Source organism: Photorhabdus sp. CRCIA-P01, from assembly GCF_003545805.1.
GTDB lineage: Bacteria > Pseudomonadota > Gammaproteobacteria > Enterobacterales > Enterobacteriaceae > Photorhabdus > Photorhabdus antumapuensis.
This window is the reverse complement of the sequence record NZ_NMQR01000010.1, coordinates 1-13,315: the sequence shown is the minus strand read 5'-3', so window position 1 is coordinate 13,315 and position 13,315 is coordinate 1. Positions and strand designations below refer to the sequence as shown.

Genomic DNA, 13,315 nt, shown 5'->3' with positions numbered 1-13,315 from the left:
GCTTTTGGGGTAAATAGTTTATCGGATGGAATAGATTTTCTTACTTATTATTAAGAAGGACTATTTATGCATGATGATGAGTCTGTATCTATATTGATGATAAGCCGCCATGATGCAGGTTTCACTTTGCTGGAAGTGACTGTTGCACTGATAGTACTGGCATCAATGATGGTGGTTGGTGTGGTTTATCTAAACAGACAGAGTGACATGCTGGTGAATCAAGTAGTCGCCGGGCAGATCCAACATCTTGGTGATGCGGTGGTGGATTATGTTAATGACAATTATGTCGCTTTAAGTCATGGGCCCACTCCAGCACCAATTAATTGGGCAGAGATAACCCCCTATTTACCGCCGGGGCTTGACCAGAATACGGTCAATCCGCTGGGTCAGAAATATGATGGCGTATTACGTGTTGTCATGCTGCCTAATGGCAAAAAACGGATTGATCCGTTGATTTATACCGTTCCGGTAGTGGCTAATGGAAAACAGCCAAATGTTGCTAAACATTCGATGAGGATTGCGCAATTGATTGGGGTTGGTGGCCTGTATCTGGATTACGGAAATCGGGATCATCGTAATCCGGCCACTTATTGGAATAGTTATGGTCAGGTCAATGCGCCTGGATCTTTTGCTGGTTTTTTCAATGAACAACCCAAGGAAATTGGCCGTATTTTTTATGCTCCGTTCATGCGGGATGCGTCAATCTATGGCCCAGGGACATTGGCGGGTGACTTGCTTCATCGACAAAAAATAGGCGGGCATCCAGAGTGGAATAGGATGGAAACTAGCATCAACATGGGCGGTCATGGTCTCGATCAGGTGGATACGCTGTCGATGCAAGGCCCTGGCATGGTTAATGGTGTGAATAAGATCGCCTTCTCTTCCCGCTCTCAGGGAAAATCCTCCTATATTGAACAAAATAGCGATGGTGAAGTGGTTGTCAATCCAGAGCATGGCACGTTGTTTATCCTTGATGGTAATGCCAATCCCGATAATAAAGGGACTTTGGCTGCCGGTGATATTCATGCGGATAATGATGTCGTTGTTGGTCATAACTTAGTAATAAACACTCAAACTGGAAATCTTGTCGGCGGCAAGTGCCCAGCGTTAGGTAACCTGTCCATGAGCAAGCAGGGGGAACTGCTGGTGTGTCAGGGAATTAATGTTGATAAGTCAGATTTGGAATGGAGAGATGCGAGTGGAAGCAGGCGGTTATTGGCAAATCAAACGGTAATTAGCAATGGCTATCGGCTTGCATCGGGGATGTCGTCAGGGATAACAAGTGAGAGAGAGACCTATTATGTTAACGGTGGCGGTAAAGCAAACAGTCGGAGTCAGCCTTTTTTTAATAATTCAAATGCCCCTGTGTTAGTCACCGTTTCTACACCTCCGATTGCTAATAACTATCGTATGCGTTGCGTGTTGGCGGTGTATGAAGCGGATAAACATGGTAACAACCAGGAATCTGATGTACCGCTTGTTTTTCAACGATCTGGAGTGGTGGATTATCCAGAAGCCAGTTCCAATGTAAATCGACGGAATACGAGAACTTGCATAGTGACATTCATTGCTGGACCACATCGCAAATATAATATTGCCAGTGTGTTCCATTCTTCTAACAACAGGTCCCATATTTTGAGAAGTCATCACTGATGAGCAGCATCTTGTGCATCTGATGATTTGGCATTAACCAATCTAGAGTAATAGGAGAACATAAATGTGGCCATTAGCGATTGTTGGGATTGCCGTCGTATTTATCATGCAACTGATTTTTGGTGAGTTGTTGTATGAAGTGCGTGTGCAGTCAGTGCGCGCCAAGACTGATGTAGCCGCACTGTTTCGTAGCTATGCTTCAGCCGGTGTGCAATTGCTTAATAAGCATTCCGTTGGCGTGATCAGGAGTCGCAAGATGCAGCAGGCACTGACCACTCTACATATGACGTGGGTGAACACCGATGCCTGGTGTGACAACGTTGCCAGCCAGTGTCTCTGGGGGGGATTTATTTCAGGGGCGCATGTCTATATTTTCCGCAAAAATAGCCTCTCCGGCGACAATGGGTTGTTGCATGGCGCTTTTGGAGAATTGCTTAAATGGAGTGCTGAACCCGATCAGATTGGTTTTAAGCAGGGTTCCAGACTTATCGACGGTAGAGGAAAACGGGTAGAGAGTCTGCTTGCCAGACAATTACCGAATGATGTGCGGAAGTTTGTATCTGACGGAGCGCTGGTGGAAATATTGTAGTTGTTGTTTCGCAAGCGGGCTTTCTTCGGGTCATTGGGCTTTGTTAATTTGTTAATGGTTTGTTTGGCTTACTTTTTTTCTTTTTGGAAAGATCGATGAACAAAATAATCACATATGTTTTTACGGTACTTGTCTGTATGTCAAGTGTTGCCGTTTATGCAACATCGATGCGTACATCCGTTCCTGTGGCGGCGGTGTGGACAGCAACTCCAGGGCAAACTCTGCGTGATGTTACACAAGAATGGGCCAGTAGGTCTGGCTACCAAGTGGTATGGGATGCTTCCTATGATTTCCCTATCCGAGCTAGTCTGCGTTTTAATGGCACGTTTATCCATGCGGTAAGCGAGCTGTTCGAAGCCTACGAGATGGCGAATCGTCCTTTCGTTGTCGATATTTATCAGGAACAGCGGCTTGTTCATGTACAGGCTCAGGGGTAATAACATGCATATCCAGTTTTTGACGTTTTCCAGATTGATATTGCTGCCCTGTATAGCGACTGGCCTGGCAGGTTGTGCGGCAATCTCTAATGTTGATCGGCAGGCAGATACTGAGATGGCAAATGCTGCCAGTATTATTAAGGAGTTACGCAATACTGCCGCCATGACGGCAGTGCATGTTCACGAGCATGGTTATTGGGTATCAACTAAGGAGATTCCATCAAAGAAGGAGGGTGAAACGGTTTCCTGCATGTTGACTCTGGAGGAAGCCGAGCCGATGACGCTGAGTCAGTTTGCAGAAAAGATCAAGCGCATCTGTGGCGTGCCGGTGCAGATCAGTGCTGATGCGCGGTTTGCCGTGTCTTCCAGTTCGGCGCCGGCATCGGAGGAGAAAGAAAATGGTCAGGAGGAGGTTGTTGTCAATTCAAACGCGCAGTCAGTGTCTGAAGGTGGTGCGCCAGAAGAGATGAGAATAAATGTGAATTGGCATGGTTCCTTGGCAGGTTTGCTTGATTCGGTCATTTTGTCGTCAGGATTGCATTGGAAAGTACACAATGGAGCAGTGCATATTTTCAAAACAGAGACGCGAGTGTTTCAAATATATGCATTGCCGGGTACGGATGCATTGTCTTCCAGCGTGACAGCGACAACCAGTGCAACGTTCGGCGGTGGCTTAAATGGAAGCGACAGCGGTAATAGCGGTAGTTCCCAAACTCTCGCGACTTCTTTGACCCGTTCGGTTATGGATGAGATCCAAAAAACGGTGTCGAATATGCTAACGTCTGGCGAAGGTAAGTTAACTTTATCTATGGCGACGGCATCATTGGTGGTAACCGACTCACCTGAAGTACTCGATAGAATTAAGGATTATATTGATCAGCAGAACAAATTATTGACAACGCAGGTGGTGCTTAATGTCAAGATCCTTAACCTGACGTTCGATAGGGCTGATCAGTATGGCGTTGATTGGTCATTGGCCTATAAAAGCGCTCATATCGGAGTGGGTGGTGCGGGCAGTGGTGTCACTGATGGGCGTGATATCAGTACCAATATTCATATTCTTAAGGGGCCATTTAGTGACAGTAATTTACTGATCAAGGCGTTATCGACCCAAGGTAAAGTCTCTATAGTGACTCAACCTTCTGTGACTACCCTGAATTTGCAAGCGGTACCGATGCAGGTTGCCACGCAGACGGGTTATGTTTCATCGGTTTCTAGTACCTCAACACCACAAGTGGGCATTTCACAAGGGATCGAGCCAGCGACAGTGACGACGGGTTTTAATATGTTGATGCTGCCTTATGCAATGGCCGACAAGCAAATCTTGTTGCAGTACAACATTAGCTTGAGTGATTTAAAGAGGCTGGAGAAATTTGGCAAGGAAGAGACCGGTCAGGTGCAGTTGCCGACAATAGATTTACGCGCATTCAGTCAGAAGGTGAGACTACATTCAGGTGAAACGCTGGTGCTATCAGGGTTCGAGCAACAGTCGGATACCAGTGAACGGAGTGGTTTGGGTAGCCCGGATAATCAATTCTTGGGGGGGAGCCGTCAGGGCAGCAGAAACCATAATGTGATCGTAGTCATGATTACTCCTATAGTGGTAGATTGAAAAATGGCCCAGACTGAAACAGGCGCGGAGCGCGCTATGCAAATCAAACTATATGGTAAGACTTTGGTCGCAGGCATCATCTGGCGACCGCCTGTCACTGTGTTAACACGTTCTCACATCCGTAGGAATGGGATTGCCGCAGGGTTTACCTTGGTTGTCCGGCATCGTGTTGGACGAAGTATACAGGTCGGGTATGTACCAAAGGAGGCAGGAGTACCGGGTTGTTATTCATTGGCGGCTGTTCTTGCTAAAGCGGTGGATAAACCTAACTGGATAGGTGCGTTTCATTTGCCTGATGGACATTATGCATTGGTCGCGGTACATCAGGGCGCGATAATGGCTGGACGTGATTTGATCGGCACTCGTGAAGAAATCGAAGCGAAATTGCGTGATACGGTGCAGTTGGTAGAGGGCGCCAATGGGGTGTGGAATGCGATTTATGCGCCGAAGGAGTTTGAATCGCCGTGGTTGGAGGTACCATTGGTGCAACTGTTACCGCAGTCCGCATTGAGAAAATCTATTGGTCAGCTTGAGAGTTTGACTGGCGAAATGTCGAAGTACCAGATTAAGGTCTTTGCCATGACTGCGGGTACTGCGTTCTTGTTAGCTGGCGGTTGGTGGATGTGGCACATCTATAAGCAGAATACAGAAATAAAGGTACCGAATTTATCCAATGAGGTGGTGGAAGTTCCACCTCCGCATCCGTGGCTGGCGCAGCCAACAATGGAATGGCAGTTTTCTGCATGGAATAAAGCTTTAGCCAAGGTTCCCTTATCGCTCGCGGGTTGGCGGATTGAATTCGTTATGCTGGATGCTAATGCGGTTTCTGTGAGTTATCAGCGTCATGATGGGATGCCGATCAATATTTTCCAGGTTGCTGCTATCAATATTTTCCGGGCGGGTCCGGTGATTTCCAATGGTGGGGAACAGGCACAAGTATTGATACCGTTTGAGCAGTTGCAGAGTGAGGATCAGGCGGATAATGATGATGTATTGCAGTCGTCCGATCAGGCGTTGGTTGAATTGATCTCTTATTTTCAGGCGCTAGGTTTGCCACCTCCAACTTTGACTGAGGGCGCTTCCGTTTTGCCGCCGCCTCCGCCCCCTTTGCCGGAAGGCGAAACTCGCGTGTGGGCCAATCCTGATTGGCAGACTTATAACTGGACGCTGACTTCTCAATTATCTCCAGATGCACTGTTTTCAGGTAAGCCACTCCCCGGATTGAGAGTGACCAGTGCCAGAATTGTGCTATCTGATGGTTTTCCTGAATGGAAGCTGAGTGGGGTTTTCTATGCAAAAAATTAGCCAGCTTATAATCAGTCTATTTGTGGTGTCGGTATTTTCCCTGACATATGCGCAAACATCATCTACTGAGTTACCGGCAACTCAGGCGAAGCACCATATTGCACGGAAGCCTGCATCGCCAACGGTAACGACTGACAGCGTTGCCGCGCAACTGGAAAAGTTACAGACGGATTTGATGTTACTTAAAGCTGAAACCGCAAGGGCAAATGCTCAGGCTGAATTCGATAAAATTTCCAGAATGGTGAATAAAAGAGGAGCCGTTAATAATGGCCTGCCTCTGGTTAAGTCAATCTTCGGGCGCAATGGGGTTCTGACCGCTACGCTTCGGCTTCGTTCAGGTGGCATCATGGATGTGAAAGCAGGTGAACAGTTGCCGAATGGTTATACAGTGGTCCGCATTGATACCGGGGGAGTGACTTTCTCTAAACAGGGGCGATTCTATGAGGTAGGTCTTACTGCTACTAATGATGCATCGTTGCTGGATAGCCTTGACTTGATGGTTGCACCGCCGCTGCCGTTAAGCCGTTAATGACTGATGGGGGGAGATATTTATGGGAATAACATGCTCCGATCTGTTGTGTATGGTCAGGCAGGGTGCGAAAGTTTTATCTGCCTTGAGCGGTGTACTTGAAATAGAGTTAGCTAACCGCAGTTTGATATGTCTTGTTGAGTTACCTCGGCAGAAGGGGCAATGCGTACTTGCCGTGTCTGCCTCCCATCGGCTTGATCCCCATGTGCTGGCCTATGAAGAGACGGTTAAAAGACATGGCTTTGTCTATCAGACTGTCACTTGTGGCATGGGGAGCATATTGGAATTGTACCGTCTCAGTAAGAGTGAGAGTCATGGACTGGGAGGGACTGAATCGGATGTTCAGCGTTATATCATTCGCTTAATCGGCGAAGCGACTGAGGAACGTGCGTCGGATTTGCATATTGTTGCTCGCCGTAATTATTGTGAAATCCGTTGCCGTATCGATGGTTATCTGCGGTCAATAGGACAACTGCGGCCGGAAGAAGGGTTGCGATTATGCGCGACTATCTATCAAAGTATGTGTGACGTGGCAGAGCCGACTTTTAAACCGATGCAGGCACAACGTGCGCGAATGAAGGATGAGTTTCTGGCCGAGTGTGGACTTTCCGGGGCGCGTATTAATACCCGTCCGCTCGATCGTGGCATGTTGATGGTGCTGCGATTGTTGTATGCGGATAGCCCTGGCACGGTGTGCACCTTAAGCGATCTCGGCTATTTGCCGGAACAGTGCCAGATACTGGAAGAACTTATGGACCATCGGGCCGGGGTGGTCCTCTTGTCTGGTGCGACCGGTAGCGGCAAGAGCACGACCTTGAAGATCGTGATGCAGAAGATGATAGCCGAGCAAGCTGGCATCCATCTGCTCACGCTTGAAGATCCCCCCGAATATGAAATTGAAGGCGCCAATCAATCTCCCATAACCGGAGATCGAAGTGATAGCATTGTTGTCGAACAAGAATGGGCGATGGCAATTGCTGATGCAATGCGACTTGATCCCGATGTGATTATGGTCGGTGAGATACGCGACGCGGTGACGGCAAAGATGGCATTTCGTGCAGCAATGACGGGTCATCTTATTTGGACCACGATACATGCAAACGATGCTTTAGCGATCTTGCCCCGTTTGCAGGATGAGGCGGTGATGGAGTCGTTATTGATGGATTCGCGGCTGGTGATTGGTTTGGTCAGTCAATCGCTGATTCAGGTGTTATGTCCTCATTGTAAAGTTCCCCTGCAAGGGCATGAGCAAGAAGTCTCCGAGCGTCTGTTGAAACGACTAAATCTGTATTGTCAGCCGGAGTCGGTTTGTCTACAGGGGGAAGGTTGTGACTATTGCAAACAGTGTGGCACCTTGGGCCGAACAGTCGTCGCTGAAGTGATACGCACTTCTCCTGGCTTAATGCAAGCTTATCGAATGGGTCACCATCATGAAGCGACTCGATATTGGATCTCGGAGATGGCGGGATTAAGCAAGATCGACGCACTTATTTGCAAAATAAATGACGGAATAATCGATCCCCGTGCTGCGGAACGTGTGATGGGGCCGATTATTCCCGCGATCCATCAAATAGAGTGAAACGCTATGTCCATGACCGATTTTGTTGAAAGACTGAGCTATCGATTAGCGAAGATCCAGTTTGGTAAGAAAGCGCGGATTCGTTTTTACGGGCATCTGATCATGATGCTGGAAAATCGTATCATGCTGATTGATGCATTACGCGAAATGTATAATATTGCCAGCAACGAAGGCCATAAACCCAACAATGGTTGTGCATTGGTGTTAAGGAGTTGCTATGAATCTGTCAGTCAGGGCAGTACTTTGGCAGAGAGTTTACGGCGATGGATTGGCCCAAATGAAGTCGCGGTGATTGCCGCGGGTGAACGTTCCGGCGACATACGTAGCGCTTTTATGGATGCGATCGCTATGATCGAAGCGGGTAGCAAGATCCGTAGTGCTGTCATTGGTACATCTATTTATCCACTCATACTCATCGGGATGATATGTGTATTGCTGCATATCGTGGCAGGTAGTTTGGTACCTAAACTGGCTGCTGTTTCTAAGCCGGAAACATGGGATGGTGCGGCTTATACCCTTTATTTGATGGGAACATTTGTCAACGATTATGGATTTTATTCGCTGATATTGCTGGCGATATTGATCATTTTACTGTTGTTATCGCTATCTTTTTTGGGAGGTCGGCTACGAACGGTGCTTGACCGGTTTCCGCCGTGGTCACTGTACAGAACTATTCATGGCAGTATGTTCATACTGAATGTGTCGTTGCTGATCCGTTCAGGGATGATGTTGCAATCGGCGCTGGAACTGCTGCTGGAACAGGCGGGTTCCCGCTGGCTGTATGTGCGTATCGCGGCTACGCTCGAACATATTTCAATGGGGGCTGGCTTTGGTGAGGCATTGCGCGATACCGGTTACCGTTTCCCAGATGACGAAGCGATCAGTTATCTGAGGTTATTGTCACGATTGCAGGGTTTTGATCAATCAATGGCGAAGTTTGCCCGGCACTGGTTGGATGAAACGATCGTTAAGGTTCAGATAGTGACGCGTGGATTCCTGTTGGCTTCAATCCTGATGATTGGTGGCATGTTGATGCTGGTGGTTACGGCGGTATCGGGCATTGAAAACGCTATTGAACAGTCGTTATCTATGCCATCTGTTTAGCGGTGAAATCCAATAGGCAATACTTAATGTTGGGATTAACGATGAAAATCAGGCAGAACATTGAAGCTGGAACGAGTGAAATTCAAGGAACAGGCGGCGTATGTCGTGAGAACGTGTTGAATGAGCTGAGAACAGCTTGCGGGCCGATTATCCTCCGAGCGCTTGATGACAAAGACGTGGTGGAAATCATGATTAATCCTGATGGAAAACTGTGGATTGAATTGCATAACCAAGGAATGAATGAAGCACAATCTGATTTTCCGGCAGATGTGGCAGAGCGAATTTTACTGATTTCGGCTGCATTGCAAAAGTCAGATGTTGGCGTTGATGTGGGTCTGATTGAAGGTGAATTTCCGTTGGGTAGTGCTCGAATAGCCGGTGTCCTGCCTCCGCTGGCAAATGCGCCCATTCTTGCTATTCGTAAACATTCTCCCGTTATCTTATCGCTGTCTGATTACCGCAAAAGCGGCATTATTAAGCCGATAGGCGCTACCGCTATGCGGTTGGCATCTGGAATAGCGAGCTATAAACGCAGTTTTGAACACCCAATTGAAGCAATTCGTGAAGCCGTGGTTATGCGTAAGAATATTCTAATCGTTGGGGGTACCGGCAGTGGGAAAACGACGCTGGCTAATACTATTTTGTACGAGATTAGCCAGCAATGCCCGCGTGACCGTATCGTGGCGATTGAGGATACGATGGAATTACAGCTTAACAATGCTAATCGGGCGCTGTTACGCACGAGTAAGGATGTGGATATGCGTCGTTTACTGCGAACGACCATGCGTTTGCGTCCAGACCGGATTGTGGTGGGGGAGATTCGCGGTGGTGAAGCTTATACTTTGCTCAAGAGCTGGAATTCTGGCCATCCTGGAGGAGTAGCAACCATGCATGCTAACTCATCCGAAGAGGGGCTGCAAAAACTGGCGCATTACATTTATGAAGATGGGGCGGCACAGGGCTTTACTCCCGATACTCTCGGTTGGATGATTGCCAAAAGTGTGAATCTGGTGGTGGTAATAGAAAAGATCGCAATGGAACCGGGAAGAAGGGTGACAGAAATTTGTGAAGTTTCCGGGTTTATGAGTGATCGTTATAACATGAATGTTTTGTGCTTACAAAGTAATGGGTATTGTGAATTCAAACCACGTATTTGAAGGTGGTGTTACAAATGATCCTGATATACCCGTCATCTTTCAAGTTGCCTCTTTGTTGGCTGCACTCACTCACCCCGGTCACATAGTTATCTATGCTCCCGGGGATTCGCTCTCTTGCCGTCGCGATGCATCTTGAAATCCATAGGGTATAGTTATTATGAGAAGAAAGCTGAGTCTGCTACGGTGTCTTGGGTGTTCTATCTGGGAAATATTTTTAAGTTGGTCAACCTTTGGCTGGTGAGTTCATCACAAAGTATCTGCGATAAATAAGCGGGTATCTCCATACCTTTGTGGTAAACCGATTAAATCATCGTCCCCGAAAAACTCAGGGAGGGAAAACACTGAATGAATTATTTAAGGGAATACGAACATGTTTATTGATATTAGGGGCAATATGAGTTTCTTTGGCACTGAGATTAAAATCCGTTTTGGCTTTGGCATTTCCCAGTTCAATTTTGCCATTAATATCTCTCGGTTTTCACGTGATGGTCTCTGGCAATTGGGTTAGGACGAACTCCCACGATGAAAAGGCCAGTAAAAATTTAATCATTAAAGGTAAAAGGCCCTGATTAAAGATTGTTTAAAGCGGGTAAAAAACGCAATGCTATATTGATATTGGAAGAGAAAATGTCAGGAAAAACGAGTTTTAAGCTGATAAATGAAGTGACGAAATGACAGCGTTAATCTAATAACAAGAATATGAGATTATATTAAAACCTTTTACAGGATTAACTATACCCTTCATCTTTCAAGCTGCTGCTTTGTTGGCGACTTTCACTCACCTCTGTCACATAGTTATCTATGCTCCTGGGGATTCGTTCACTTGCCGCCGCGCTGCAACTCGAAATCTATTAGGTATATTACAATGACATATAATATTTTTTTATATTGGCAATTATTTCTTTAACTTCATATTTATAAAGTTTTGTTTCATAGAAATCGGGTTTAGGAATATCTTCCCAGTAGCCACAACCATTATTATCATATCTCAAGATACGTCGTTTTGCTCCGATGATTCTAACAATATCATCGTAAGATACAGCAAATACAGAACTACCAAAATCATCAATACTCTCTGTTGAAGCTTTATAAATATATGATGATTCAAAATCTTCTGGCACATCTCGGTTACTAATTTCTTGTCTGTCTAATGGATTTTTTTGATCTCCAGTACTACCAGACCAATGCCATGTACCATTATTACTGTAAGAAAAGCGATGAACATTTTTTTCAGAATCAACGGAATATCTTTGCTTTTCTTTAGAAATAGAAAAAATAGAGTGACTAAACAAATTTACCGAGTCCTTAGGCTCAATTCCTGCATTGGGTCGATTACCTTGCTGACCAAGAGTGTGTTTAGGGTTTGATTTATAAGTTAGCCCATTAGAAGCGACTATTGGCTTCCGTACTGGTATTGCGCTTCCTCGGTGTTTCCCAACAATCGAAGCCACCGAAGTTTTACCGCCGATAGCGCCATCAGTTACTTAAGAGAGCTCCTTTCTGGAGGAAGAATTTGGATGGCTTTAACATGCTGGCAAACTTTTATTGGAGCAAAATACCGACTAAAAATCAGCACCTTGTTAATAAGTTGAACCCCAGCCTTTTAGCTGGGGTGGTTATTATTTCTGATTTTCAGGGTAATTATAATGGTCTGGGATCTCGTAGTCTTTGGGAGTTTTCGGCCAATTATACCGATCTGTCCAGCCGATCATTTCTATATCTTCACATATATTCTCGAAAAAATTGCTTAGATCCATTGAGTTAGCTCGTGCTCGATTTAAAGCAGCTTGGACAGCGATCATATCTTCCTGATCAAGTGCTTTTTGTAATAAAGAAAAATCATCCAATAATCGATTGATACTGAGATTCAGTTCCTCATCCAGATTGAGTGTGTAATCTGTATTTCCTTCATCATATAATTCACGTTTGGGAATATTACAGATTCGAGCCAGTCTAACTAACGCTTCTTTTAATTCGTTCAATGAACTGATTCTAGTCAACTTTCAGCCTCCTTCCCTTTCCTGCACGAGTTTTATCATCGTTTATAGTCCCATCCAAGTTAAGAGCGAACTTGAACTTATCTTCACTATCAAATACTTCTAAATGGTTCTTATGCTTACCATCTAAGTAAAATTGATCCCCTTTCCGGCTTAGGCTAAAGCCGTCGCGTCATAAGCCACGGAACTAATGGTAGCGGCGGTGCTGGCGGTAATTTATTCCGTCCCCCGCTATCACTGTAGCCACCGCAATGACTGTAAAAACAACTGGATTCAAAGAGGGGAAAGAGCCCGACTTTCTGGTCGGGATCTAATCTATTATACAGTCCGTTTAACTGCCGCTAGCCAATCTTCCCACATAGCTGGATCTGCTGGGCCAGTTGAATCATCCCAGATCGTCCAATCCATTGATCCTAATAAACAACCAATATCATCAGACTTTGTCAATTGGTATTCATGCTCCAAAAAATAAAACATAGCTTTGTAAGCTTGTTCTATTGTAATCATCTTATTGTCCATTTTTACTACCTCTTGGCTTCAGTGAAGATAATCCTGTCTGAGGGTCATATGATTTAGGTGGATTATTTATCCCTGCATTTATCACTGTATCTCCACGAGTTTGAACCCAAGCTTGAGTGCCATCCGGCAACATGCGTGCAGACCAACTGTTACCATAACGATCACCACCTAAAATAGCCGTTTTATCATTTGCAACATCCAATATTAATTTTCTATTTTCAGGTGTATCGGCAATGTGTCCTTCTGCTTTGCGGAAAATATGCCCAACTCGTGAATTAGGAATAGTTACCTGACTATTTGATCTTACAGATGATTCACTATTAGTACGTACATTACTTCCCTTCCCTATGTGAGTTGATTTATTTCCTTCAATAATCGAAGCAACCGAAGCTTTACTGCCGATAGCACCACCAATACCGGCAGATTCTACCGCCTCTTTGGCTATCAGCGCACCTTTTTCCCAGGCGGGCAGCGAGTTATATAACAGCCCTAAATCGTTCTGGTTTTCTGTCGTCACAAACTGGCTGATACGATGGGCATCCTCAGCCGATAAGTCAAACATCCATCTTAAGCCACTAATAGCATCCGCTGTTTTTATCCCACCGTCCATTTCGGCCTGATAGGTCAGTGTGCATAATCCACCGTTCCCGGCACAGTCAGATAACATGTCTGCCCGTTGCGCAGCGCTCAGTTTGGTGTATTTGTTCCAGATTGCTTCGGTAGGCGTTCCCTGCTTATTGGCTTCCTGGAGCTCTCTGACCAGATTGTAGGCATTCATGGAGTTCAGGTGGTTAAAGAGAATAACAATTTCTCCGGCATTAGCTCCACTGTTAG

At 45.8% G+C, this 13,315-nt stretch carries 13 protein-coding genes and 1 pseudogene; 10 read left to right on the top strand and 4 right to left on the bottom strand.

All coding sequences use genetic code 11. The annotated features are described in order from the left end of the window. Positions 1 to 66 precede the first annotated feature (66 nt). The 10 genes from pilV to D3222_RS25020 all read left to right on the top strand — a co-directional run bounded on the left by pilV (position 67) and on the right by D3222_RS25020 (position 10,473). The gene (gene pilV, locus D3222_RS08515) at positions 67 to 1,653 is read left to right on the top strand and encodes a shufflon system plasmid conjugative transfer pilus tip adhesin PilV (protein WP_118985772.1); all 1,587 of its coding nucleotides are present in this window, start codon (positions 67 to 69) and stop codon (positions 1,651 to 1,653) included. 64 nt (positions 1,654 to 1,717) lie between these two features. Further along, positions 1,718 to 2,242, top strand: coding sequence for a hypothetical protein (locus D3222_RS08510; RefSeq protein WP_118985771.1), 525 nt, complete (start codon positions 1,718 to 1,720; stop codon positions 2,240 to 2,242). Between the two features lie 95 nt (positions 2,243 to 2,337). Next, positions 2,338 to 2,679, top strand: a complete 342-nt coding sequence (locus D3222_RS08505) for a toxin co-regulated pilus biosynthesis Q family protein (RefSeq protein ID WP_118985770.1) — start codon at positions 2,338 to 2,340, stop codon at positions 2,677 to 2,679. A 4-nt stretch (positions 2,680 to 2,683) separates the two neighbouring features. Beyond that, complete coding sequence (gene pilN, locus D3222_RS08500) at positions 2,684 to 4,291, top strand: PilN family type IVB pilus formation outer membrane protein (RefSeq protein ID WP_118985769.1); 1,608 nt, start codon at positions 2,684 to 2,686, stop codon at positions 4,289 to 4,291. Positions 4,292 to 4,327: 36 nt separating this feature from the next. Beyond that, positions 4,328 to 5,596, top strand: coding sequence for a type 4b pilus protein PilO2 (gene pilO2 / locus D3222_RS08495; RefSeq protein WP_232832451.1), 1,269 nt, complete (start codon positions 4,328 to 4,330; stop codon positions 5,594 to 5,596). Further along, positions 5,583 to 6,125 (top strand): type IV pilus biogenesis protein PilP, encoded by a 543-nt coding sequence (gene pilP, locus D3222_RS08490; RefSeq protein WP_118985767.1) that lies wholly within the window; start codon positions 5,583 to 5,585, stop codon positions 6,123 to 6,125. Before pilO2 ends, pilP begins: the two co-directional genes overlap by 14 nt. Positions 6,126 to 6,147: 22 nt before the next feature. Continuing rightward, positions 6,148 to 7,704, top strand: a complete 1,557-nt coding sequence (locus D3222_RS08485) for a GspE/PulE family protein (protein ID WP_118985766.1) — start codon at positions 6,148 to 6,150, stop codon at positions 7,702 to 7,704. 6 nt (positions 7,705 to 7,710) lie between these two features. Continuing rightward, positions 7,711 to 8,808, top strand: coding sequence for a type II secretion system F family protein (locus tag D3222_RS08480; protein WP_118985765.1), 1,098 nt, complete (start codon positions 7,711 to 7,713; stop codon positions 8,806 to 8,808). Between the two features lie 41 nt (positions 8,809 to 8,849). After that, positions 8,850 to 9,965, top strand: coding sequence for a P-type conjugative transfer ATPase TrbB (gene trbB / locus D3222_RS08475; RefSeq protein ID WP_118985844.1), 1,116 nt, complete (start codon positions 8,850 to 8,852; stop codon positions 9,963 to 9,965). Positions 9,966 to 10,335: 370 nt separating this feature from the next. Further along, on the top strand, positions 10,336 to 10,473 hold the full coding sequence (locus D3222_RS25020) for a hypothetical protein (protein WP_157975306.1): 138 nt from the start codon (positions 10,336 to 10,338) through the stop codon (positions 10,471 to 10,473). 352 nt (positions 10,474 to 10,825) lie between these two features. On the opposite strand, the gene D3222_RS25900 is transcribed toward D3222_RS25020, so the two are convergent. The 4 genes and pseudogenes from D3222_RS25900 to D3222_RS25895 all read right to left on the bottom strand — a co-directional run. After that, on the bottom strand, positions 10,826 to 11,416 hold the full coding sequence (locus D3222_RS25900) for an Imm42 family immunity protein (protein ID WP_232832450.1): 591 nt from the start codon (positions 11,414 to 11,416) through the stop codon (positions 10,826 to 10,828). A gap of 168 nt (positions 11,417 to 11,584) precedes the next feature. Then, positions 11,585 to 11,965 carry a hypothetical protein gene (locus D3222_RS08465; protein WP_118985764.1) on the bottom strand — a complete coding sequence of 127 codons (381 nt, stop codon included), beginning with the start codon at positions 11,963 to 11,965 and terminating at the stop codon, positions 11,585 to 11,587. Positions 11,966 to 12,280: 315 nt separating this feature from the next. Further along, positions 12,281 to 12,481: a hypothetical protein gene (locus tag D3222_RS08460; RefSeq protein WP_036846462.1), complete on the bottom strand. Its 201-nt coding sequence runs from the start codon at positions 12,479 to 12,481 to the stop codon at positions 12,281 to 12,283. Continuing rightward, a pseudogene (locus D3222_RS25895) lies at positions 12,471 to 13,315 on the bottom strand (hypothetical protein); the annotation flags it as partial. The pseudogene D3222_RS25895 and the gene D3222_RS08460, both read right to left, overlap by 11 nt.